This is a genomic window from Mycobacterium sp. ITM-2016-00316 (genome assembly GCF_002968335.2).
In the GTDB taxonomy this organism is placed as follows: Bacteria; Actinomycetota; Actinomycetes; order Mycobacteriales; family Mycobacteriaceae; genus Mycobacterium.
This window is the reverse complement of the sequence record NZ_CP134398.1, coordinates 5,130,719-5,153,252: the sequence shown is the minus strand read 5'-3', so window position 1 is coordinate 5,153,252 and position 22,534 is coordinate 5,130,719. Positions and strand designations below refer to the sequence as shown.

Below are 22,534 nucleotides of genomic sequence, written 5' to 3'. Positions count from 1 at the left end.
CAACGTCATCGTGTTCACGCTGGCGATGGTGCTGGTGGCCGCCGGCCTGGTCGTGGTGTTCGGGCAGTTCCGATTCGCGTCGAGCAACCAGTTCGCGGCGACCTTCACCGAGGCATCCCGGCTCAAGGCAGGCAATGATGTCCGGATCTCGGGCGTGCCGGTCGGCTCGGTCGGCGCCGTCACGCTGAACCCGGACAACACCGTCAACGTCGTGTTCGACGTGGACAAGCGCTACCAGCTCTACACCTCCACCCGGGCGGTGGTGCGGTACGAGAACCTGGTCGGTGACCGCTACATGGAGATCACCTCCGGTCCGGGCGAGCTGAAGAAGCTGCCGGTCGGCGCCACCATCTCCCAGGAGAACACCGAGCCCGCACTGGATCTCGACGCACTGCTGGGCGGGTTGAAGCCGGTGCTCAAAGGTCTGGACGGGGCCAAGGTCAACGAGGTCAGCAATGCGGTCATCGAGCTGCTGCAGGGCCAGGGTGGCGCAATCCAGAGCCTGCTGTCGAACACCAGCTCGTTCAGCCAGCGACTGGCCGACCGGGATCAGCTGATCGGTGACGTCATCACCAACCTGAACACCGTGCTGGGCACCGTCGACGAGAAGGGCACCCAGTTCAACGCCAGCGTCGACGAGCTCCAGAAGCTGATCACCGGGCTGGCCGAGAACCGTGATCCGATTGCCGGGGCGATCGGACCGCTGGCATCGGCGGAGAACGATCTGACCGAGATGCTGGAGGCCTCGCGCCGGCCCCTGCAGGGCGTGATCGAGAACGCGCGCCCGCTGTTGCAGCGGATGGACGAGCGCAAGGCCGATATCAACAAGGTGATCGAACCGCTCGCGGAGAACTACATGCGGCTCAACTCGCTGGGTGCCTATGGCGCGTTCTTCAACATCTACTACTGCTCGATCCGGTTGAAGATCAACGGTCCGGCCGGTAGCGACATCCTGATCCCGTTCGGTGGCCCGCCGGACCCGTCGAAGGGGAGGTGCTCGGAAAATGGCTAGTCCAGACCGCAGCAATCCGCTGCGCACCGGGATTCTCGGCATCTTCGTGGTGGCGTGCCTGGTGCTGGTGTCCTTCGGGTACACCGGCCTGCCGTGGTATCCGCAGGGCCGCGATTTCGAGGCCTACTTCACCGACGCCGGCGGAATCTCGCCGGGTAACGATGTCGCGGTGTCCGGGATCAAGGTCGGCAGCGTGACCTCGGTGTCGCTGGCCGGCGACCAGGCCAAGGTGGGCTTCACCGTCGACCGGAACATCAAGGTGGGCAACCAGACTCTGGTGGCGATCAAGACCGACACCGTGCTCGGCCAGAAGTCGTTGTCGGTGACACCCGGGGGCAGTGGGGATTCGACCGTCATCCCGGTCGGGCGCACCACCACCCCGTACACCCTGAACACCGCGCTGCAGGACCTCGGCGGCAATGTCAGTGCGCTCGACAAGCCGAAGTTCGAACAGGCGCTGCAGACCCTGACCGACACGCTGCGCGATGCGACCCCGCAATTGCGCGGTGCCCTCGACGGAGTGACGAACCTGAGCCGCAGCCTGAACAAGCGTGATCAGGCGCTCGAAGAGTTGCTGTTGCACGCCAAGAACGTCTCCGACACGCTGGCCCAGCGCGCCGGTCAGGTGAATCAGCTGATCACCGACGGCAATCAGTTGTTCGCCGCCCTCGATGAGCGCAGGCAGGCGCTGAGTACCCTCATCGCCGGTATCGACGATGTCTCGCACCAGCTTTCCGGTTTCGTCGCCGATAACAAGCGCGAGTTCCTGCCGGTGCTGCAACGCCTCGATGCGGTGATGGCCAACCTGCTCGAGCGCAAGGAACACATCGGTGAGGCGCTCAAGCGGCTGCCCCCGTACGCCACCGCGCTCGCCGAGGTGGTCGGTAACGGGCCCGGCTTCAACATCAACCTGTACGGCCTGCCCCCGGCGACCATCGCCGAAGTGCTGTTGGACGGCTACTTCCAGCCGGGCAAGCTGCCGGACAGCCTCGCCGACTATCTGCGCGGCATGATCTCCGAGCGCATGCTGGTGAGGCCGAAGACGCCATGACCGACAACACATCTCCGAAGAGCAAGTGGCTGCGCGGCACCCTCGCGGTGGCGCTCGCGGTCCTGCTGGCCGTCGGCGTCTATCTGGTGTGGCCGAGCCGCGGCGGTCAGCAGGTCGTCGCCTACTTCCCGACCGCGGTCGGGCTGTACCCCGGCGACGACGTCCGGATCGTCGGCGTGCCGGTGGGGCGCATCGATTCGATCCAGCCGCGCGCCCAGGACGTCAAGATCAACATGACCCTGGACGACGGCATCCGGGTGCCGGCGAACGCGCAGGCGATCATCATCGCGCCGAACCTGGTGTCCGCCCGGTTCATTCAGCTGACACCCGCCTACACCGAAGGTGATGTGCTGGCAGACGGCGCCGAGATCGGGCTGGACCGCACCGGTGTCCCCGTCGAATGGGACGAGGTCAAGGAGCAGTTGACCGCGCTGAGCACACAGCTCGGCCCACAGGAGGGCGGCCTGCAGGGGCCGCTCACCCAGGTCGTGAACCAGGCCGCCGACACGTTCGACAACAACGGCGACTCGTTCCGCCAGGCACTGCGCGAACTCTCACAGACCGCCGGGCGCCTCGGGGATTCCCGCACCGACCTGTTCGGCACCATCCGCAATCTGCAGGTTCTGGTGAACGCGCTGTCCAACAGCAACGAACAGATCGTGCAGTTCACCAATCACGTCGCCTCGGTATCGCAGGTGCTGGCGGCCAGCACCCAGGATCTCGACGCCACCCTGGGCGCGCTCAATCAGGCGCTCGGCGATGTCCGCGGTCTGCTCAGCGAGTCCAATGCCTCGCTGATCCAGTCGGTCGGCAAGCTCAGTGAGTTCACCCAGATCCTGACCGACCACAGCGACGACATCGAGCAGATCCTGCACGTCACCCCGAACGGGCTCGCCAACTTCTACAACATCTACAACCCGGCACAGGGCACCGTCGGCGGCCTGTTGTCGCTGCCGAACTTCGCCAACCCGGTCCAGTTCATCTGCGGTGGCACCTTCGATGTCGGCGCCTCTCCGGACAACTACAAGCGCGCCGAGATCTGCCGCCAGCGCATGGCGCCGGTGCTCAAGCGGATCACCATGAACTACCCCCCGATCCTGCTGCACCCGATCGACAGCATCACCGCCTACAAGGGGCAGATCATCTACGACACACCGGCTACCGAGGCCAAGGCCGAGACACCCGTGCCGTACCTGCAGTGGCAGCCCGCACCCGGAGTCACCCCGCCGAACCCCGGCCCGGATGGCAACCTGAGCCAGCTCATCCTGCCGCCACCGGCGATACCCGGACAGGTCTCACCGGCAGGTCCGGTGCCGCCGGCCCCGCCGATGGGTGCGGGACCCCTGCCGGGGCCTGCCCCGGCGCCGGCGGAAGGGGCGGGCGGATGACCACTGTGAAGTCGATCCTGCTGCGGGGCACCGCGCTCGGCGGCGGCACGCTCATGCTGGCCGGCTGCCAGTTCGGCGGGCTCAACTCGCTGAACATGCCCGGCACCGCCGGCCACGGCTCCGGCTCGTACACGATCACCGTGGAGCTGCCGGATGTTGCGACGTTGCCGCAGAACTCGCCGGTCATGGTCGACGATGTCACCGTCGGCAGCGTCTCGGGTATCGAGGCGGTACAGCGCGCGGACGGCACGTTCTACGCCGCGGTGCAGCTATCGCTGGACGGCGATGTCGACCTGCCGCAGAATTCGACGGCCACCGTCGCGCAGACCTCGCTGCTGGGTTCCCAGCATGTGCAGCTCACCCCACCCCTCGACGATGCCGTCGGCAAGCTGAAGCAGGGCTCCAACATCCCACTCGGGGCCATCGGCCGGTACCCGACCACCGAAGAGGTGCTCTCCGCGCTCGGTGTGGTGGTCAACAAGGGCAATCTCGGTGCACTTCAAGACATCACCGATGAGGCCTATGCCGCGGTCGCGGGACGGACCGGCAGTTTCGCCGACCTGCTGCCGCGGCTGGCCGAACTGACCGCGTCACTGGATCGGCAGACCGAGGACATCCTCACGGCGGCCGACGGGCTCAACCGGTTCGCCTCGATCCTGGCGCAGAGCAAGGACAACCTCGGCCGCACGCTGGACAGCCTGCCGAATGCGCTGCTGGTCCTCAACAACAATCGCGACAACATCGTCAGCGCGTTCGCGGCGCTGAAGAGTTTCGCCGAGGTGGGTTCGCGCGTGCTGTCGGAGACCAAAACCGATTTCACGGCCGACCTCAAGGACCTGTTCCCGGTCATCAAGGCGCTCAACGACAATGCCGATGACTTCATCAAGGACCTGGAACTGCTGCCCACCTTCCCGTTCCACTACAAGTACCTGCGCAACGCCGTCCGCGGTGACTACATGAACGTGTTCGTGACGTTCGACCTCACCGTGCGGCGCTTCGGTGAGTCGGTGTTCACCACCTCGTTCTTCGACCCGAACATGAAGCATCTCAGCGAGGTCATCAACCCGCCGGACTTCCTGACCGGTGCGATGGCCAACCTCTCCGGTCAGGCGGCGGATCCGTTCAAGATCCCGCCGGGCACCGCGACTCAGCACGATGGGGGGACGCCGTAATGCTGACCCGTCTGACACGTTTGCAGCTGTCCATCTTCGCGGTGGTGACGGTGCTGACCGTCACCGCGATCTCGGCCTTCTACCTGCACGTCCCCGCGGCGCTGGGCATCGGCACCTACGATGTCACCGCCGACTTCAAGGCCGGTGGCGGGCTGTACTCGAACGCCAACGTCACCTACCGGGGCGTGACCATCGGGCGCGTCGAATCGGTCGGGTTGACGAACGACGGTGTGGTGGCGCAGATGCGGCTCAACACCGATACCGAGGTCCCGGAGAACGTGACGGCGACCGTCAAGAGCGTCTCCGCGGTCGGCGAACAGTACATCGACCTGGTGCCCCCCAGCGATGCGGACGGCGGCGCGGCCCCCGGAATGCTGCGCAACGGCTCGAACATCGGGGTCGAGCGCACCGCGATCGGCCAGGACATCGCGGGAATGCTCAAGCAGGCCGACGATCTGGTGGCCAGCGTCGGCGACGCGCGCATCCAGGACCTGCTGAAGGAAACCTTCAAGGCGTTCAACGGATCCGGACCGGAGCTGGCCCGGCTGATCCAGTCCGGGCGGGAGCTCATCGACGAGGCCAACGCCAGCTACGGGCAGACCAGCCAACTGATCGATCAGGCCGGCCCGTTCCTGGACGCCCAGATCACCGCGGGCGATGACATCCGGTCCAGCGCCGACGGATTGGCCCGGCTGACCGCCGAGGTCGCCAACGCCGACCCCCAGTTCCGTTCGACGTTGCAGACGGTGCCAGGGGCGGTGGCAGAGGCGAACACGACGTTCGAAGGTATCCGGCCGACGTTCCCCGTGCTGGCCGCCAACCTGGCCAACTTCGGCCGCATCGGCGTCATCTATCACAAGTCGATCGAGCAGGCTCTGGTCATCTTCCCGGCGCTGATGGCCGCGCTGATCACCGTCGGTACCGGCCTGCCCGCCGACGAGGGCGGCAAGCTCGATTTCAAGATCAACCTGGGTGACTCGCCGCCGTGCTCGACCGGCTTCATCCCGCCCTCGGAGATCCGTTCGCCGGCCGACACCACCCTGCGCGAGTTGCCGACCGACATGTACTGCAAGACCGCGCAGAACGACCCCGCGGTGGTGCGTGGTGCCCGCAACTACCCGTGCCAGGAGTTCCCCGGTAAGCGCGCGCCCACCGTACAGCTGTGCCGTGACCCGGCCGGCTATGTGCCGATCGGCAGCAACCCGTGGCGTGGTCCGCCGGTGCCGTATGACACCCCGATCACCGATCCGCGGAACATCACGCCGCCGAACAAGTTCCCGAACATCCCACCGGCCAACGATTACGACCCGGGCGCACCCGCGGTCCAGCTGCCTCCGGGTGTGACACCGGGACCGGGTCCGGCCCCGAATGCACCGTTCCCGAATCCGGTGCCGCCGAACGACAATGCGCCCGCACCGCCGTGGCCGTACTACGCGCCGCCGGACCAGGTACTGCCGCCCTACGGTCGCCAGGTCCCGATGCCGCCGTTGCCGCCGGGCACGCCGATCTACCGGCCCCCGGGCTCGACGGCCCCCGGACTGGCTCCTCCGCCGGAGGCGCTGCTGCCCCCGCCGCCTGCCCCGGGCCCACTGCCGCCGGCACCCGGTCCGCTGCCGGCCGAACAACCCCTTGCCAGCGCTGCACTGACGAGCACCTACGATCCGAAGACGGGTGTCTTCGCCGACCCGGCGAGCGGCGAGACCGGGGTGTTCGCGCCCGGTAGCGACGAGTTCACACCCGCGGAGAACTGGGTGGATCTGATGATGGCGCCGAGGCAGATGTAGATGCCTGACCTGAACGACACTGAGCACAACACCGACGAGAGCAGCGAGAGCAGGCGGACCCGCAGGCGCGCGTCACGGGCTGCGGGCCCGGCGGCCGCACCCGTGGGCGAGCCCGCCGCCAAGGTGGTCGTCAGCGCGCCGGTGCCACGCTCGACACCGGCCGCACCCATCGCGCTGCCCCCGCGCCAGCCCCATCGTGCAATGGTCGCCCTGGTATCCGGGGCGGCCGCGCTGATCGCCGCAGTCGCACTGGTGGCGGTGGTGGCCGTGCTGATGGTGCAGCACCGTCACGCAGCGGACGTGCAGGCGCGCGATCAGCGGTTCGTCGACACCGCCGAACAGACCGTGATGAACATGTTCAGCTACGACCAGAACAGCATCGACGAGAGCGTGAACCGGTTCGTCGACGGCACCAGCGGTCCGTTGCGGGACATGCTGAGCCAGGACAACAACGTCGACAACCTCAAGGCGATCTTCCGCGACACCAACGCCACCTCCGAGGCGGTCATCAGCGGTGCCGCGCTGGAGAAGGTCGACGAGATCGGCGGCAACGCCGCGGTGCTCGTCTCGGTGCGGGTCACCGTCACCGACCTGGACGGCGTCAACAAGCCGTCACAGCCCTACCGGATGCGGGTGATCGTGCACGAGGACGACAACGGTCACATGACCGGCTACGACCTGAAGTACCCCGAGGGTGGCAACTGATGCGCGCCAGACTGGTTCAGCTGGCCGTCACGGTCTTCGTGCTCGGCCTGATCGCCCTGTCCGCTGCCGCGGGTGGGCTGTACTGGGACCGGGTGCAAACCCGTGCCGCCGAGGAGGCCGCGGCGGTGCTGCCGGGCCGGGCGATCGAGCAAATCCCGCGGGTGTTCGGCTATGACTTCCAAACCGTCGAGCGCAGCCTCACCGATGCCGCGACGTTGCTGACGCCGGAGTACCGCCGGGAGTTCCAGGATCGCGCCACCAGGGACATCATCCCGCAGGCGCGCGAACGTCAGGTGATCAGCCAGGCGCACGCCGTCGGCGCGGGTCTGATGAGCGCAGAACGGGATTCGGCGTCGGTACTGGTGTTCATGAACCGGACCGTCACCGACAAGGCGAAGCAGCCCGTCTATGACGGCAGCCGCCTGCGCGTCGACTACCAGAAAATCGACGGCAAGTGGTTGATCAGCTACATCACTCCGATTTAGCGGTGGCCAGCGCGTCCAGGAACGACCGCGCCCAGCGGTCCACGTCGTGTGCAAGCACCTGCCGGCGCAACGCGCGCATCCGGCGCCTACCGTCCTCGACGGTCTGATTCAGCGCCTGCTCGATCGCATCGCGAACACCGTCGGTGTGGTGCGGGTTGCACAGATAGGCCTGGCGGAGTTCGGCCGCGGCGCCGGTGAATTCGGAAAGCACCAGCGCCCCGCCGAGATCGCTGCGGCAGGCCACGTACTCCTTGGCGACCAGGTTCATCCCGTCGCGCAGCGGCGTCACCAGCATCACGTCGGCCGCCACGAAGAACGCGATCAGCTCATCCCGGGGTAGCGGCCGGTGGATGTAATGCACCACCGCATGCCCGACCTCGCCGTACTCGCCGTTGATATGGCCGACCTGACGCTCGATGCCCTCGCGCATCTCGATATAGCTCTCGACGCGTTCCCGGCTGGGCGTGGCCAGCTGGATCAGCACGGTGTCGCTGCGGTCGGCACGGTTCTGTTCCAGCAGTTCGGAGAACGCCGTGAGACGGACGTCGATGCCCTTGGTGTAGTCCAGCCGGTCGACCCCGAGCAGGATCTTGCGCGGGTTGCCCAACTCGGCGCGGATCTGGCGGGCCCGCTGCCGGACAGCCTTGTCCCGGGCCTTGCGGTCCAGATCGGCGGAGTCGATGGAGATCGGGAACGCGCCGACCTTGACGGTGCGGAACCCGATCTGGACCTCGCCGAAACGGGAGCGCACGCCGATCGAGGCGCGCGAGGTGTTGGCGCCGATCAGCCGCCGCGCCAGGATCAGGAAGTTCTGGGCGCCACCGGCCAGGTGGAAACCGACCAGATCGGCACCGAGCAGGCCCTCGATGATCTCGGTGCGCCAGGGCATCTGCATGAACAGCTCGACCGGGGGGAACGGGATGTGCAGAAAGAACCCGATGGTCAGGTCGGGGCGCAGCATGCGCAGCATCTTCGGCACCAGCTGGAGCTGGTAGTCCTGGATCCAGATGGTGGCGCCCGGGGCCGCGGCCCGCGAGGTGGCCTCGGCGAACCGCCGGTTCACCTCCACGTAGCGTTCCCACCACTGCCGGTGGTAGGTCGGTTTGACGATGACGTCGTGGTACAGCGGCCACAGCGTGGCGTTGGAGAAACCCTCGTAGTACAACGCGACGTCATCGGCGGACAACCGCACCGGGTAGAGCTGCAGGTCATCGGCGACGATGGGTTCCTCATCGCCGTCGGCGACACCGGGCCAGCCGATCCAGGCGCCGCGTTGTTTGCGCAGGATCGGTTCCAGCGCGGTGACCAAGCCACCGGGACTGCGCTTCCAGGTGGTGGTGCCATCGGGTAGCACCACCTGGTCGATCGGCAGCCGATTGGCAACCACGACGAAATCGGCTTGGCCCCCCTCTGGGGCGGAGTCGTCGGTATCGACTCCCGTCGACACCTAGGCCTCGAGCTTTGCCGGTCCGATACCGAGCATGGCGAGGAAGGTGCGACATTCGTCGGCGTCGGTGGCGTAGGCGGCCACCACACGGCGAGCCATGCTGGCGGTGTCGTCGGCCACGGGCTCGACGTCGCCGATCTCGGCGCTATCTGTTTTGGCGGGCATCACGTAATTCTAGGCGAAGTCCCGGCCATCGCCGTCGGCACCCGTGTAAATGTGTAGCTGTGCAAATTACTTTGGCAGGACACACGGTCCTGGTGACCGGCGGTGGAAGCGGTATCGGCAAGGGTGTGGCGGCGGAGGTGGTCGCCAGCGGCGGTAACGCCATGCTGGTCGGGCGCAACGCCGACAAGCTGTCGGCGGCGGTGGACGAGATCACCGCGGGTCCCGGGGATGGCGAGGTGCGCTTCGAACCCGCCGATGTCACCAACGAGGACGAGGTGGCCCGCGCGGTCGACGCGGCGACGGCGTGGACGGGCCGGCTGAACGGGGTGGTGCACTGTGCGGGCGGCACCGAGACCATCGGCCCGCTGACGCAGGTCGATTCCGAGGGCTGGCGCCGCGCGGTCGACCTGAACGTCAACGGCAGCATGTACGTGCTCAAGCATTCGGCGCGCGAACTGGTGCGCGGCGGCGGTGGGTCCTTCGTCGGGATCTCGTCGATCGCTGCGAGCAACACCCACCGCTGGTTCGGTGCCTACGGGGTCACCAAGGCCGCGCTGGATCACCTGATGATGCTGGCCGCCGACGAACTCGGGCCGTCCTGGGTGCGGGTGAACTCGATCCGGCCGGGCCTGATCGCCACCGATATGGTCGCCCCGATCCTGTCCATGCCGGAGCTCAGCGGTGACTATGCGGCCCAGACCCCGTTGCCGCGGCACGGCGAGGTGGAAGACATCGCGAATGCCGCGGTGTTCCTGCTCAGCGATGCCTCGGGCTGGATCACCGGCCAGGTCATCAATATCGACGGCGGTCACGGTCTGCGCCGCGGACCCGACCTGTCGGCGATGCTGGAGCCGGTCTTCGGCGCGGACGGGCTGCGCGGGGTCGTCGAGCGCTAGCCGGACTGCTTTTGCAGCTTCTCCGCGCAGTACGCCTGCGCGGCGATACCGGCGAAGGTGGTGATCTCGTCGTTGGACAGGTCGGCGTTGTCCTTGATGTAGTACAGGGCCTTCTCGATGCCCTTGTCGCCGCCGTTGCCGAGCTTGCGGCACATGGATTGGGCCATGTCGATCGCCTTGGAGTCGGTGCCGACCTGCACACCGTGCTCGGTGAGGGCGGCCAGGAACTGCTGATCGGTCTCGGTCGGTTCGTCGGCCGTGGCCGGCGCCGCGAGCGCGGTGGCGGCGCCGACGGCCACGATGGCTGCGCCCATGACGCTCTTGAAACTCATCGGTTCTCCTGTCCCGTCACCAACGCACAGTACGCAACCGCGCACTGCGGTGAATATCGGCAGGTGAAGCGGCTGCGTTACGGAGTGGCACCCTCGGCGATGTGCTCGGCGGCGCGTTTCACCGCGTTGACGATGCCCTGATAGCCGGTGCACCGGCAGAAGTTGCCGGACAGGCCCTCCCGGATCTCGGCATCGCTGGGGTTCGGGTTGTCGGCCAGCAGTGCGGTGATGGAGGTGACGAAACCGGGCGTGCAGAAGCCGCACTGCAGGCCGTGGCATTCCCGCATGGCGGCCTGTACCGGTGAGAGCTCACCGTCGGGAGATGCGATGCCCTCCACGGTGGTCACCTCCCGGCCGTCTGCCTGCACGGCCAGCACCAGGCAGGACCGCACGGCCTGACCGTCCAGCAGCACCGTGCACGCACCGCAGGCGCCGTGCTCGCAGCCCAGGTGGGTTCCGGTCAGCCCGCAGTTCTCCCGGAGGTGATCGGCCAGCGTCACGCGCGGTTCGACGGTGTCGCGGTACTGGCGACCGTTCACCGACACCGCGACGGGTAGTTCATGCATCGAGTGCCTCCGTGGTTGCGTCGGTCCAGGCGCGGGCGACCATCGCCGCTCCCACCCGGGTGCGGTAGGACGCCGACCCCTGCTGATCGGCCGGGATGTCTTCGAGTTCGGACAACGCCAGCCGTCCGAATTCCGCCGCGGTGATGTCGGAGACGGTCCTGCCGGTGATCGCCCGCTCGGCCGGGGTGCCGCGTTCGGGCGTGGAACCCAGCCCGAGCAGTCCCACCGCGCAACGCTTCACCCGGTTCTCGGTATCGAGTTCGACGGCCACCGTCGCACCCGCGATCGCGAAGTCGCCGTGCCTGCGCGCGAATTCGTGCACGGCGAAACCGGTTCGTCCGGACCAGACCGGGAATCGCACCGCGCGCAGCAGCTCGTCGGCGGCCAGCGAGTTCTCCCACAGGCCGGTGAAGAAATCGGCTGCCGCGATCTGACGGTCACCGCGCGACGACGCCGCATCGATGGTGGCGTCCAGCGTCAGCGCCACCGCGGCGAATTCGGCCGCCGGATCGGCGTGGGCGATCGCGCCGCCGAGTGTGCCCCGGTTGCGGATCTGGAAGTGCCCGATGTGTGGGGTGGCCAGTGACAGCAGCGGCACCGAATCGGCCACCTCATCGTCCATGCCCACCAGCGCATGTGCAGTGCCCGCCCCGATGACCACCTGATCGTCGATCAGATCGATGCCCTGCAGTTCGGGTACCCGGGAGATGTCGACCAGGTTCTCGAAATGCGTCAGTCGCATCGCCAGCAGGGGAATCAGGCTCTGTCCGCCCGCGAGCACCTTGGCCTCGTCGCCGAACTCGGCGAGCACGTCCGCTGCCTCCTTCACCGACTCGGCCCGGTGATAGGCGAACGGTGCGGCTTTCATGCGAGCAACCGCGTCAGCAGGGCCTGCAGTTCGGCGGACGGCGTCGGCGCTGCGGTCCGCTTGCGCCGGCCCATCAGGAATCCGATGGCGCCGGCGGCCGCGGCGGCGGCCAGGACGGGACCGTAGCGCTTGGCGACCGGTACGGCGACCACCTTCAGCAGGTCGACGGAGTCGGCGGGCTGCGCGGCGGCCGTGGCCGCCTCGGTGGACGGTGCGGCGGTGGAAGTCGGTGCGCCACCGAGTAATTCAGCCTCCAGGCTACGGGCGAACTGGGCGATCAGGTTGCCCGAGACATCGGCGAGAACGCCGCGGCCGAACTGGGCGGCCTTGCCGGAGATCGCCAGATCGGTGCAGATCACCACCGTCGTCGAGTCACCCTCGTCCTTGAGTTGGGCGGTCACGGTGGCGGCCGCGGTGCCATTGCCCCGGGTTTCCTTGCCTTCGGCCTTGAGCACGATCCGCTGGGCGGCGCTGTCCTTCTCCTGATAGGCGGCAACACCCTTGTAGGACACGGTGATCGGTCCGACCTTGACCTTCACCGCACCGGTGAAGTCGTCGCCGTCGACGCTCAGCAGGGTGGCGCCGGGCAGGCACGGTGCCACCCGCTCGACATCGGTGAACACGTCCCAGACGGTGGCGGCGGGTACTGCGACCCGGAATTCGTTGTTGAGCTCCACGTTTCAGCGGGTCCCTTCTGCATGTGCCTCGATGAGTTCGACGATCTTGGCCGGGGTGGCGGGCATCTGGGTGACGGTCACGCCCAAGGGCGCCAGCGCGTCGTTGATGGCGTTGATGACCGCGGGCGGTGACCCGATGGCGCCGCCCTCACCGGCGCCTTTGTAGCCGCCGACGCCGGGTCCCGGGATCTCTATGTGGCCGAACTCGATGGTCGGAACCTCGGTGGCGGTGGGCAGCAGGTAGTCCACGAAGGTAGAGGCGATCGGGTTGCCTGCGTCGTCGTAGGCCAGCTGCTCGAGCAGCGCGCCGCCGATGCCTTGCACGGTGCCACCGGCCACCTGGCCCTCGACCACGTTCGGGTTGATCATCGGGCCGACGTCTTCGCTGACGATGTAGCGGGTCAGTGTCACCTGGCCGGTCACGATGTCGACCTCGCAGGTGCAGGCGTGGGTCGCGTTGGCCCAGTGGATCATCGCCTGCGAATTGAACCGCGCGGTCGCCTCCAGGGTGGGGGAGACGCCGCCGAGCTGAGCCGGGTCGTAGTGGGACCGGTAGGCGATATCGGCGAAGCTGACGCTCTTGTCGCGGTCACCGATGAGGACGGCCCGCGAGTCGGCCAGCTCGATATCGTCGGCCTCGGTGCCGAGCATCTGGGCCGCGATCGCGACGATCTGACGGCGCAGGATGGTGCCCGCTTCGTGGACCGCGCCCGCGGTCATCGGTGCGCTGCGACTGCCCTGGGTGCCCGCGCCGTACGGTGTCACCGCGGTGTCGCCCTGGATGGTGGCCACGTCGTTGATGTTGGCGCCCAGCGCATCCGCGGTGAGCTGGACGACGGTGGTCTCGATGCTGTTGCCGCTGGAACCGCCGTTGACGTAGACGTTGATCTTGCCCGTCGACTCCATCCGGATGGTGGCGCCCTCGGTGGCGAGGTTCCCGGTCGCCGCGCCGGTGGGTTCGATATAGGCCGAGAATCCGAGCCCGATATAGCGGCCCTGGGCCAGTGCCTCGGCCTGTTCCTTGCGGAAGCCCTCGAGGTCGAGGATCTTCACCGCCTGCTCGAAGGTGTCCGCGGGTGCACAGTTGTCATATGGCATCCCGTTGGGATTGAAGTACGGCATCTCGTCGCCGCGCAGGATGTTGATGCGCCGCAGCTCCGCGGGGTCCATCCCGATCTTTCGCGCCGCGATGTCGAGAAGCATTTCCCGGGTGAGGGTTTCGTACTGCCACGGGCCGCGGTAGGCGTGCAGGCCGGGGGTGTTGGAGAACACCGTTTTGTAGTTGAAGCTGGCCTTGGGCACCCGATAGGGGCCGGGGAAGAACATGCCGATCGCGGCGGTGGTGAGCACCGGGTAGGGCGTCGGGTAGGAACCGACGTCCTGGACGAAGTCGATGTCGGCGGCCAGGATCTTGCCGTCGGCGTCGAAGGCCATCCGGACGGTGCCGTCGACGTGCCGGGACTGCCCGGCCGACATCAGGTTCTCGCGGCGGTCCTCGATCCACTTCAGCGGCGCAGGCACCCGGCGCGCGGCGAGCATGATGCTCATGTCCTCGCGCATCGGGACGACCTTCTGCCCGAAGCCGCCGCCGGTGTCTCGGACGATGACCCGCACGCCGTGGGCGGGGATGCCCAGCAGCCGCGCGGCGAAGGCACGCAGTTCGTGCGGTGTCTGCGTCGACCCCCAGATGGTCAGCTCGGAGGTACCGGCCGTCCATTCGACGACGATGCCGCGGGTCTCCATCGGTACCGGCACATACATCTGTTGGTAGATCCGCTTTTGGACCACATGGGCCGCCGAGGCGAACAGTTCCTCGTCCGGCGGCATGCCGCCCATTCCGCCCGCGACGTTGTCGGGGTAGGCCTCGTGCACGACGACATCCGACCCGATTGCCTTGCGGAAGTCGGCGACGGCGGGCAGCTGGGCGTAGTCGACGTCGACGAGATCGACGGCATCCTCGGCCAGGCGGCGGCTCTCGGCGATCACGATGGCCACCGGGTCGCCGACGAATTTCACCTCGCCTTCGGCCAGCGGCGGGCGCGGGGTGTCGGGGACATCCTTACCGGCGACGGCGTGCCAGGCCTCGTGCACGCCGGGGTTGATATCGGCGGCGGTGAACACGGCGTGCACACCGGGCAGCGCCAGCGCGGCCGCGGTGTCGATGCCGTTGATGGTGGCGTGCGCGAAGGGGCTGCGCACGAAGCAGGCGTGCAGCATGCCGGGCCGCTGTACGTCGTCGACGAAGGTGCCCCTGCCGGTGAGCAGGCGGGCATCTTCGATGCGCGGCACCCGGGTGCCGGCGTAGCGGGCGGCGACGGTTCCCGTCACGGGGGCTCCTGTTCATCGACTACTTGCGCGTGTAAGTGGGCTGAGTCACACGCATTCTGCGAGCGGCGTTAGCCTACCCCGAGAAGGAGCATTCCAAAAGAAGAGAGTGGCGTTACCGCACGTTGACGCTGGTAGTCAGGCCGGTTCGTGGTGGATTCGGCCGTCCACCGCAGTCAGCGGGCGGCCACCGCCGCCCCACCGGCACGCGATGATCTCGGCCACGATCGATACGGCCGTCTCCTCAGGTGTACGCGCCCCGAGGTCCAACCCGATCGGGCTGGACAGTCGCGCCAGATCGGGTTCGGTGAGCCCCGCCTCGCGCAGCCGGGCGAGGCGGTCGAGGTGGGTGCGCCGCGATCCCATGGCCCCGACATAGCCGATCTGCGGCAGTCGCAGTGCCACCTCGAGGGCGGGCACGTCGAACTTGGGGTCGTGGGTGAGCACGCAGATCGCGGTACGGGCGTCGACGGCGCCGAGTGCCTGCTGACCCCGCAGGTAGCGGTCGGGCCAGTCGACGACCACGTCGTCGGCGGCCGGGAAGCGGGCCGCGGTGGCGAAGACCGGCCGGGCATCGCAGACCGTCACCCGATAGCCGAGGAAGGTCCCCTGCTGGGCCAGGGCGGCCGCGAAATCGATGGCGCCGAAGATCAGCATGCGCGGCCGCGGGGCGTAGCTCGCGACGAACACCGCCATGCCGGTCTCGGCCGTCTCGTCCACCCGCTCGCCGTCGGGCCCGTAGGACAGCACCGCGGTGCGGCCGGCCAGCAGCAGGCCGCGGGCGTCGTCGGCGACCGCGGCATCGGCACGCGCGGACCCGAGCGCACCGGTGCAGACATCAGGTTCGACGATGAGCCGGCGGCCCAGCCAGGTGGAATCGGGGTGGGCGATGACCGTGGCGACCGCGATCGGGCGGTGCGCGTCGATGGCTTCAGCAACCTGGGCGAGCTGTGGAAAGGTCTGCTGCGACACCGGTTCGACGAACACGTCCAGGATGCCGCCACAGGTCAGTCCGACGGCGAAGGCGTCATCATCGCTGAACCCGTAGCGCTGCAACGCCGGTGTCCCGGTGTCCACCACCTCGGTCGCCACTTCGTAGACCGCCCCCTCGACGCAGCCGCCGGATACCGATCCCGCCACGGTGCCGTCGGGTGCGACCACCAGTGCGGCCCCGGCCGGCCGGGGCGCGGACTTGATGGTGCGCACGACGGTGGCCAGGCCGGCGGTGCCGCCGGCCCGCCAGGTGGTCATCAGGTCGTCCAGAACCTCGCGCACATCTGGGAGTCTAGGTGTGGCGGACCCACAGGCAGTGCCCGGTCATGGTGATATCGAACAGTCTGGGCGCGATCTCAAATGAAAGCTGTTGTCCCGGAGCGCCTTCGGTGATGGCCGGAGGTCCGACGACGCCCGCGCTGATGACCGTCTGCTGGGTCGCCGCGCATCGGGTGTCCGGGTCCAGTGGTGTCGCGGTCCAGGTGCCCGGCAGCAGATTGGGGTTGCGCAGACCTTCACCGTGCAGCGCGATGGCCGGACCGAAGCTGACCCAGCGGTCGCTGGGATCGGCGGGCGCCGCCGTCGCCTGCCAGCGTCCGCCCGAACAGACCAGCGGCGCCGACGTGCCCGGTGGCAGTGTGGCGGCCGCGACCAGATCCGGTGCACACACCGAGTCCAGCTGCGGCACAGCCGGTTCGGCGTGTGCGGGAGAGGCCGACGCGAAGGCTGCGCCGAGCAGGACGATGACGATGCCGCGCACGGCTACAGCTTGGTGAGATCGGTCTTGACCAGCCAGACGTTGTAGTCGTTCCAGACCGACAGGTTGAAGTACAGGTCGTCACCGGTGCCCAGGGTGGACGGCGACCACGGGTGCATCATCGGGGCGTAGATACCGCCGCCCTGCTGACCCATCACGACGGTCGGGCCGGACCAGGCGCCCTCGGGAGTGTCGGAGGTGCGCAGGATGACGTTGTTGAACTGATCGCCGTGCATCGCCACGTATTTGCCGAGCGTCTTGTTGTACTGCACCGACATCTCGCTGACCTGGTTGCCGGCCTTACCGACGCCGCACGCGCCGCTCTCCTTGCCGAAGATCGGTGAGGCCTTCGACGGGTCGTTGCGATACCAGCCCGACTTGTAGGCGCCCCACCCGAACAACCCGCCCTTGCTGCCCTTGCTGTAGTACTCGTACTTCGTGACGTTGAGGATGTCGGCCTCGGCGACCCGGGAGAGGTAGGCCTGGCCCTGCCGCCCGTTGGGCGTGCCGTAGGAGTACACGAAACCGTCACCGGGGCGCACGAAGGCGGCCTGCTGGAAGTTCTTGTTACCGCCGACCGGCGAGTTCGTCCGCACACTCTGCGGCGCGACGTACCAATTCTCGCCGTTGTCCTCCGAATAGGCGATCGCCGAGTAGTTCGTCGACCAGGAACCGGCCGCGCCCCACTGCTTGACCGACATGAAACTGAGATACTGGGTGACCCCGAACTGGGTGCCCGGGGTGGGCACCGAGATGCCCGCGGTCGGAATGAGCGTCACCCCGGTCGGCAGGCCACGCGGCAGCCGCTCCGGCAGGATGATCTGGCGGGCGTAAGTCTCCTCCCACAGCGGCGACCCGCCGAACATGTTGCCGTTGAGCCACTGACCGTCCGGGACGGCCATTCCGTTCGACAGGTCGCGGTCCGGGCTGCGGAACAGCGTGTTCAACCTCCAGGTACCGGTCATGTTCGGTCCGCCGAAGGTGTCACCGAAGGCGATGAGGACCTGGTTCTCGTTGATGGGGGTGGCCGGGTCATCGGGAATTCCGTTGTCCCACATGGTCCCGATATCGGTGCCCCAGATGCCGTACCGGTTGAAGGTGTCGTTCGGTGCCCAGTTCCCGGTCACCCAGTCCACGAAACTGGTGGACTGGCTGAACTGGTAGCCCGGACGGGGGAAGGTCGGGCGCGGGTTCACCGCGGCCAGCGCCCGCGAGAAGGTGTCGGTGGCAACACCTCCGGTGGATACCGCGCTCGACGGGTTCATCCGGGTCAGCAGGTTGTCGACCTCGCGGCGGGCGAAGGCCAGCAGTGTCCAGGCCAATGTGGGGCTTGCCGGCGACCCGGGAACCGCACCGGCCGCCCAGTCCAGCACCTTGGCCACCACCTTGACGACCGGCGTCAACGGGTGCGGCGGCGCTGCCGCGATCGGCGTGACCCTGCGCTCGACCTGTGTTGCGGTCGTCGATGCCAGGGCCGAAGCCGAGGCGAAGACGGCCACCTTGTCCGCGCTCTGGAGAGTGTCGGCGGGGTCTTCGGCCCGGACGGGTTCGGCAGCCAGGGGTGCTGTCGTCGACACCGCTGCGGTGGACGGCGCTGCGGTTGCCGTCGTTTCGGGGACCGCGGTGGACGCCGCCGGCCGGCCGGCACGCCTCGGCGAGAACGGCTTCTTGTCGGCCGTGCGCAGGCTGGGCCGCGGCTTCACGGTGCTCGGCTTGTCCGGCTTCCCCGGATCGGTGCTGGTGTCGGTCTGCGATGCGCCGTCCGGCTTCGTATCCGTCTGGGTGCCGCCGGATTCGGTCGTGTCGCCGGAACCGGAGGTGGACTCGGCTCCGGCGGAACTTGTGGTGGAGTCCTTAGCTGAGGACCCGGCCGACGAGTCGCCGGGAGCGGCCGCGGCGATTCCGTGACCGGTGGCGATCGCGGTGCCGACGCCGAGTGCGACGGCCAGGCCCCCGACCCGGCCGATGTATGCCGCTGAGCCCATGAGGGTGCCTCCGTGCTGTCCGCCCCCGGCCCAACAAGTACTGTCCATCAAACCTCAGCGCGGCCGATAGTGGAAGAGGCAAATACCCCACGGGTCACAGGCGTTGCACGTGATCTGGTCCTTCAGTGAATCAGACCGGCCTCGCGCAGGGCGTCGGTGTACAGGTCGGTGGCCTCGTCGAGGCCGTCGTTGACCCAGGCGTCGACGATGCCCACCCGGTCGGCGACGATCTGCACCCGGTTGACCCAGCGTTCGAAGTCGGCGTCGCGCCGCAGCTGGTCGATCTGCTGGGTGCTGCCCTGTACCAGGAAGAAGCCACCGAGTTCGCTGGTCTGCGGCCGCAGGATCACCGCGTCGTACCGTTCGATGCGGCCGGTCTCGGCGAGTTCGGCCAGGAAGGCCCGCGATTTCTTCAGCGTGTCGAGGGCCTGCGGTTCGCGACCCTGGGTCGGCAGACCCCACGCGATCCAGAATCCGGCGTCGGACATGGTGAACCTCCTGCTGGGCGTCTGCCCCGAAGCTACACAGCTCTCAGGGCGCTACCGCGGTGCGCAGCGTCCGTGTCGGCGGTGGGCGCAGCGCGGCCGACAGGTCGGCCAGCGGCACCGGGGCGGAGACCAGCCGGTGCCACGGATGCCGGTCGAGGGTGCGGTCCAGGAATCGCACCGCCGCACGGAGATGCCGGGGCTCGTAGTTGTGCACCCCGGTGATCGTCAGCCAGCGCCGGACGAGTGTCTCAGGATCCACGGGCAGCGCGGGTCCGGGCAGCACCGACCCGGCCAGCACCAGCACGCCCCCGATATCGAGTCGGGCCAGCGCACCACCCACCGCATCGGTGGAGCCGGTGTAATCGATGGCCACGTCGACGGGTGCGCCGTCGCTGGGCAGCGCCCCGAATCCGGTGGCCAGTGCGAGCCGGTCGGGATGATTGTCGATCACCTGTACCTGCGCGCCGGCGTCCAGGCATGCCGCGACGGCCGTGAGGCCGAGCATTCCGGCACCGCCGATCAGTACCCGCTTGCCCGACAACGGCCCGGCGGCTTCCAGCGTCGCCATCACCGTGGCCGTCGCGCAGGCCGCCGGCGCGGCGACGGCGTCGGGCATCCGGGCCGGCACCACGGCCACGGTGGTCCCGCGGGGCAGCACGATGTGCTCGGCGTAGGAGCCCGACAGTGGCCAGTCCCCGTGAAAGGGTTCGTGACCGGTCTTGCGCACCGCCGTGCACTTGGCCGTGCGACCGGCTCGGCACCGGCAGCATTCGCCGCAGCTCACCGTCACCGACCAGACGATGCGTTGTCCGCGTTCCGCGCTCGCGCCGGGCCCCACCGCGATGACGTCACCGACGGCCTCGTGCCCGAGCACCGACGGGCACGGCGCGGGCCGCCGCCCGGTCACGGTGTGCAGGTCGCTGCCGCAGATGGTGGCCAGCCGTACCCGGACCAGGGTCTCGCCGTCCCGTAACGGCGGGATGTCGACCTTCTTCGAGCGAGATGGCGGATCCGCCCGTCCACACCGCGGCGGTGGTCACACCAGGCGCGAACGTATCCATCCGGACAGCCTTTCGATCGAGTACACAATGACGAAGATGATGATCACGATCGCGCCGGCCACATCGAAGTTCAGCGTCCGGATCGACTCGAAGAGCAGGAAGCCCACCCCACCGGCGCCCACGATGCCCAGCACCGTGGAGGTGCGGATGTTGACGTCGAACAGGTAGAGACTCGAGCCGACGAGCGCGGGCATCGACTGCGGAACCACCGCGGAGAACAACGTCTTCCACCATCCGCCGCCCACCGAGCGGACAGCCTCCATCGGTCCGGGATCGATCTCCTCGACCGCGTCGGCGACGAGTTTGGCCAGGAATCCCACCGATCCGATGGCCAGGGCACAGGTACCCGCGATGGGCCCCAGGCCCAGCGCGGCGACGAACACCACGGCCAGGATCAGTTCGGGTACCGCGCGCACCGCCAGGATCCAGCCGCGGGCCAGCCAGTACACGGTGGAGCTGGGAGAGACGTTGCGGGCGGCCAGGATTCCCACCGGTATGGACAGCACCACGCCGATCGCGGTGGACACCACGCCGATCGCGACGGTCTGCGCGGCAGCGTCGAACAGGTCCCAACCCAGCGCGCTGAAGTTGGGCGGGATCATCCGGGTGAACACCTCGGCCGACGGAATGATCCAGGTGAACAACGACAGCGGATTGATCCGCAGCACCACGAAGGACGCGATGACCGTGCCGACGAGCAGGCCGGAGAACGCGAATCGCATGGCCCGGACACGCCGTGGGTCGGACTGTGCCGGCGCCAACAACATTCGCCGGATCACGATAGACAGCAGTTCCATCGCGACGATGATCACCAGGATGACGCAGACGATGCCGAGCGCCCGCGGATAGATCAGACCGCGCAGGGCGTCCTGCAACGCGAAGCCGATACCGCCGGCGCCGACGAAACCGAGCACCACCGACATCCGCAGATTGATGTCGATGCGGTAGACGAACGTGCCGATCCAGGACGGGATGACCTGGGGGATGACGGCATTGAGCATCTCGCGGAAGTAGCCGACGCCGGTGCTGCGGACCGCCTCGCGGGGGCCGGGATCGGTCTGTTCGATGGCATCGGCGAACAGCTTGGCCAGCATGCCGATGGAGTGCAGCGCCAAGGCGAGGATGCCCGGGAGAACTCCGATGCCGAGCGCGCGCACGAACAGCACCGCGAAGAGCAGATCCGGCATGGCCCGGCAGAACGTGATGATCGCCCTGGCCGCGGCGTAGACGGCCGGGTGCGGCGTGGTGTTGCGGGCGGCCATGAACGCCAACGGAACCGAGACGATCGCGGCGAGGACGGTGCCCAGCACCGCCATCAACAGGGTTTCGACGGCCAGCACGCCGATGCGGCCGGGGTCGTCGAGGCGCGGCGGCAGCATGCGCTCCAGCAGTCGCACGATGTCGTCGAATCCGTCGATGAGTTCGGACGGGAAGAAGTCGATCGACCACGCCGACAGCAGGGTGGCGATCAGCGCCGCCACCGCGACCAGGTGCAGCAGGTCCGGACGCGGCCGCCGGTCGCGACCGGCGGCGGTGGGGCGGTCCGCGACGGGTACGGTCACGTCCGCTGTTTCACGGCCGGGTCGACGGCCGGGTCGACGCGCTGGTAGATCGCCATCACCTCGTCGCGGGTCATGCCGACGGCGGGCCGGTCGAGCACCTTCTCGCCGTTGCGCAGACCCACCAGCCGGTGTGCCCAGCCCAGTGCGAGGTCGACCTGATGCAGGGTGCAGACCACGGTGAGTTTCTCCTCGACACAGATCTGGAACAGCAGATCCATGACGACACCGGCATTCTCGGGGTCGAGTGAGGCGACCGGCTCATCGGCCAGCAACAGCGCGGGACGCTGCATGAGCGTGCGTGCGATGGCGATCCGTTGCTGCTGGCCGCCGGACAGCGTGTCGGCGCGGCGCTCGGCGAAGTCGGCCAGGCCGACCCGGTCGAGGTGGGACATGGCGGCCGCCCGCATGTGCTTCGGGTAGGTCAGGGCGCCGTAGCGGGGGAACCGGAGCTGACCCAGACCGCCGATGAGCACGTTCTCCAGGCAGCTGAGCCGGCCGACCAGATTGAAATGCTGGAACACGAAACCCACCCGGGTACGCAATGCCCGAAGTTGAGCCGCCGAGGCCTGGTCGACCCGGGTGCCGCCGACCTCGATCTGGCCGGACGTGACCGGGTGTAGTCCGTTGAAGCACCGCAGCAGTGTCGATTTCCCGGAACCGGAGAGCCCGAGCAGCACCAGCAGTTCGCTGCGCCGGACATCGATGGAGACGTTGTTCAGCGCCAGGGTGTCGCCGAATCGCTTGGTGACGCCGCGGGCGACGACGACCAGATCGTCGCCCGCGACGGGATGGCCGGGGCCGGCCGGGAGCGTCAT

21 protein-coding genes and 1 pseudogene are annotated in these 22,534 nt (G+C 68.1%); 8 read left to right on the top strand and 14 right to left on the bottom strand.

The features are described from left to right. Positions 1 to 25 precede the first annotated feature (25 nt). The 7 genes from C6A86_RS24925 to C6A86_RS24895 are packed head-to-tail and all read left to right on the top strand — an operon-like array spanning position 26 to position 7,597. Complete coding sequence (locus C6A86_RS24925; RefSeq protein WP_396835393.1) at positions 26 to 1,012, top strand: MCE family protein; 987 nt, start codon at positions 26 to 28, stop codon at positions 1,010 to 1,012. Further along, the gene (locus C6A86_RS24920) at positions 1,005 to 2,063 is read left to right on the top strand and encodes an MCE family protein (RefSeq protein WP_105362232.1); all 1,059 of its coding nucleotides are present in this window, start codon (positions 1,005 to 1,007) and stop codon (positions 2,061 to 2,063) included. The genes C6A86_RS24925 and C6A86_RS24920 overlap by 8 nt, the downstream gene beginning before the upstream one ends. Next, entirely contained in the window at positions 2,060 to 3,451 is a 1,392-nt protein-coding gene (locus tag C6A86_RS24915) for an MCE family protein (RefSeq protein WP_105362233.1), read from the top strand. The genes C6A86_RS24920 and C6A86_RS24915 overlap by 4 nt, the downstream gene beginning before the upstream one ends. Next, positions 3,448 to 4,623 carry an MCE family protein gene (locus C6A86_RS24910; RefSeq protein ID WP_199196090.1) on the top strand — a complete coding sequence of 392 codons (1,176 nt, stop codon included), beginning with the start codon at positions 3,448 to 3,450 and terminating at the stop codon, positions 4,621 to 4,623. Before C6A86_RS24915 ends, C6A86_RS24910 begins: the two co-directional genes overlap by 4 nt. Further along, positions 4,623 to 6,407: an MCE family protein gene (locus C6A86_RS24905; protein ID WP_105362234.1), complete on the top strand. Its 1,785-nt coding sequence runs from the start codon at positions 4,623 to 4,625 to the stop codon at positions 6,405 to 6,407. The genes C6A86_RS24910 and C6A86_RS24905 overlap by 1 nt, the downstream gene beginning before the upstream one ends. After that, positions 6,408 to 7,112, top strand: a complete 705-nt coding sequence (locus C6A86_RS24900) for a mammalian cell entry protein (RefSeq protein ID WP_105362235.1) — start codon at positions 6,408 to 6,410, stop codon at positions 7,110 to 7,112. Continuing rightward, complete coding sequence (locus tag C6A86_RS24895) at positions 7,112 to 7,597, top strand: nuclear transport factor 2 family protein (RefSeq protein ID WP_105362236.1); 486 nt, start codon at positions 7,112 to 7,114, stop codon at positions 7,595 to 7,597. Before C6A86_RS24900 ends, C6A86_RS24895 begins: the two co-directional genes overlap by 1 nt. On the opposite strand, the gene C6A86_RS24890 is transcribed toward C6A86_RS24895, so the two are convergent. Beyond that, positions 7,584 to 9,044: a trehalose-6-phosphate synthase gene (locus C6A86_RS24890; protein WP_311100907.1), complete on the bottom strand. Its 1,461-nt coding sequence runs from the start codon at positions 9,042 to 9,044 to the stop codon at positions 7,584 to 7,586. The genes C6A86_RS24895 and C6A86_RS24890 overlap by 14 nt on opposite strands. Continuing rightward, on the bottom strand, positions 9,045 to 9,209 hold the full coding sequence (locus tag C6A86_RS24885; protein ID WP_105361631.1) for a hypothetical protein: 165 nt from the start codon (positions 9,207 to 9,209) through the stop codon (positions 9,045 to 9,047). It lies immediately after the preceding gene. 59 nt (positions 9,210 to 9,268) lie between these two features. On the opposite strand from C6A86_RS24885, the gene C6A86_RS24880 reads away from it, so the two are divergent. Then, the gene (locus C6A86_RS24880; RefSeq protein ID WP_105361632.1) at positions 9,269 to 10,105 is read left to right on the top strand and encodes an SDR family oxidoreductase; all 837 of its coding nucleotides are present in this window, start codon (positions 9,269 to 9,271) and stop codon (positions 10,103 to 10,105) included. On the opposite strand, the gene C6A86_RS24875 is transcribed toward C6A86_RS24880, so the two are convergent. The 12 genes and pseudogenes from C6A86_RS24875 to phnC form a co-directional block, all read right to left on the bottom strand. Beyond that, positions 10,102 to 10,437, bottom strand: a complete 336-nt coding sequence (locus C6A86_RS24875) for a DUF732 domain-containing protein (RefSeq protein WP_105361633.1) — start codon at positions 10,435 to 10,437, stop codon at positions 10,102 to 10,104. The two genes, C6A86_RS24880 and C6A86_RS24875, sit on opposite strands and share 4 nt — an antisense overlap. A 77-nt stretch (positions 10,438 to 10,514) precedes the next feature. Further along, positions 10,515 to 11,003, bottom strand: coding sequence for a (2Fe-2S)-binding protein (locus C6A86_RS24870; RefSeq protein WP_105361634.1), 489 nt, complete (start codon positions 11,001 to 11,003; stop codon positions 10,515 to 10,517). Then, a complete protein-coding gene (locus tag C6A86_RS24865) occupies positions 10,996 to 11,871 on the bottom strand; it encodes a xanthine dehydrogenase family protein subunit M (protein ID WP_105361635.1) in 876 nt (291 codons plus the stop codon). Before C6A86_RS24865 ends, C6A86_RS24870 begins: the two co-directional genes overlap by 8 nt. After that, positions 11,868 to 12,548 (bottom strand): SRPBCC family protein, encoded by a 681-nt coding sequence (locus C6A86_RS24860; protein ID WP_105361636.1) that lies wholly within the window; start codon positions 12,546 to 12,548, stop codon positions 11,868 to 11,870. Before C6A86_RS24860 ends, C6A86_RS24865 begins: the two co-directional genes overlap by 4 nt. A 3-nt stretch (positions 12,549 to 12,551) precedes the next feature. Further along, on the bottom strand, positions 12,552 to 14,876 hold the full coding sequence (locus C6A86_RS24855) for a xanthine dehydrogenase family protein molybdopterin-binding subunit (RefSeq protein WP_105361637.1): 2,325 nt from the start codon (positions 14,874 to 14,876) through the stop codon (positions 12,552 to 12,554). A 135-nt stretch (positions 14,877 to 15,011) separates the two neighbouring features. Further along, a complete protein-coding gene (locus C6A86_RS24850; protein WP_199196340.1) occupies positions 15,012 to 16,148 on the bottom strand; it encodes an XdhC family protein in 1,137 nt (378 codons plus the stop codon). A gap of 10 nt (positions 16,149 to 16,158) precedes the next feature. Then, entirely contained in the window at positions 16,159 to 16,626 is a 468-nt protein-coding gene (locus tag C6A86_RS24845; protein ID WP_233213158.1) for a hypothetical protein, read from the bottom strand. A gap of 2 nt (positions 16,627 to 16,628) precedes the next feature. After that, complete coding sequence (locus C6A86_RS24840; RefSeq protein ID WP_105365183.1) at positions 16,629 to 18,608, bottom strand: DUF4185 domain-containing protein; 1,980 nt, start codon at positions 18,606 to 18,608, stop codon at positions 16,629 to 16,631. Between the two features lie 122 nt (positions 18,609 to 18,730). After that, the gene (locus C6A86_RS24835; RefSeq protein WP_105365184.1) at positions 18,731 to 19,096 is read right to left on the bottom strand and encodes a hypothetical protein; all 366 of its coding nucleotides are present in this window, start codon (positions 19,094 to 19,096) and stop codon (positions 18,731 to 18,733) included. A 43-nt stretch (positions 19,097 to 19,139) separates the two neighbouring features. Next, positions 19,140 to 20,157 (bottom strand): annotated as a pseudogene (locus tag C6A86_RS24830) (zinc-binding dehydrogenase). Beyond that, positions 20,133 to 21,719, bottom strand: coding sequence for a phosphonate ABC transporter, permease protein PhnE (gene phnE / locus C6A86_RS24825; protein ID WP_105365186.1), 1,587 nt, complete (start codon positions 21,717 to 21,719; stop codon positions 20,133 to 20,135). The pseudogene C6A86_RS24830 and the gene phnE overlap by 25 nt, the downstream one beginning before the upstream one ends. Next, positions 21,716 to 22,534 (bottom strand): phosphonate ABC transporter ATP-binding protein, encoded by an 819-nt coding sequence (gene phnC / locus C6A86_RS24820; protein WP_105365187.1) that lies wholly within the window; start codon positions 22,532 to 22,534, stop codon positions 21,716 to 21,718. Before phnC ends, phnE begins: the two co-directional genes overlap by 4 nt.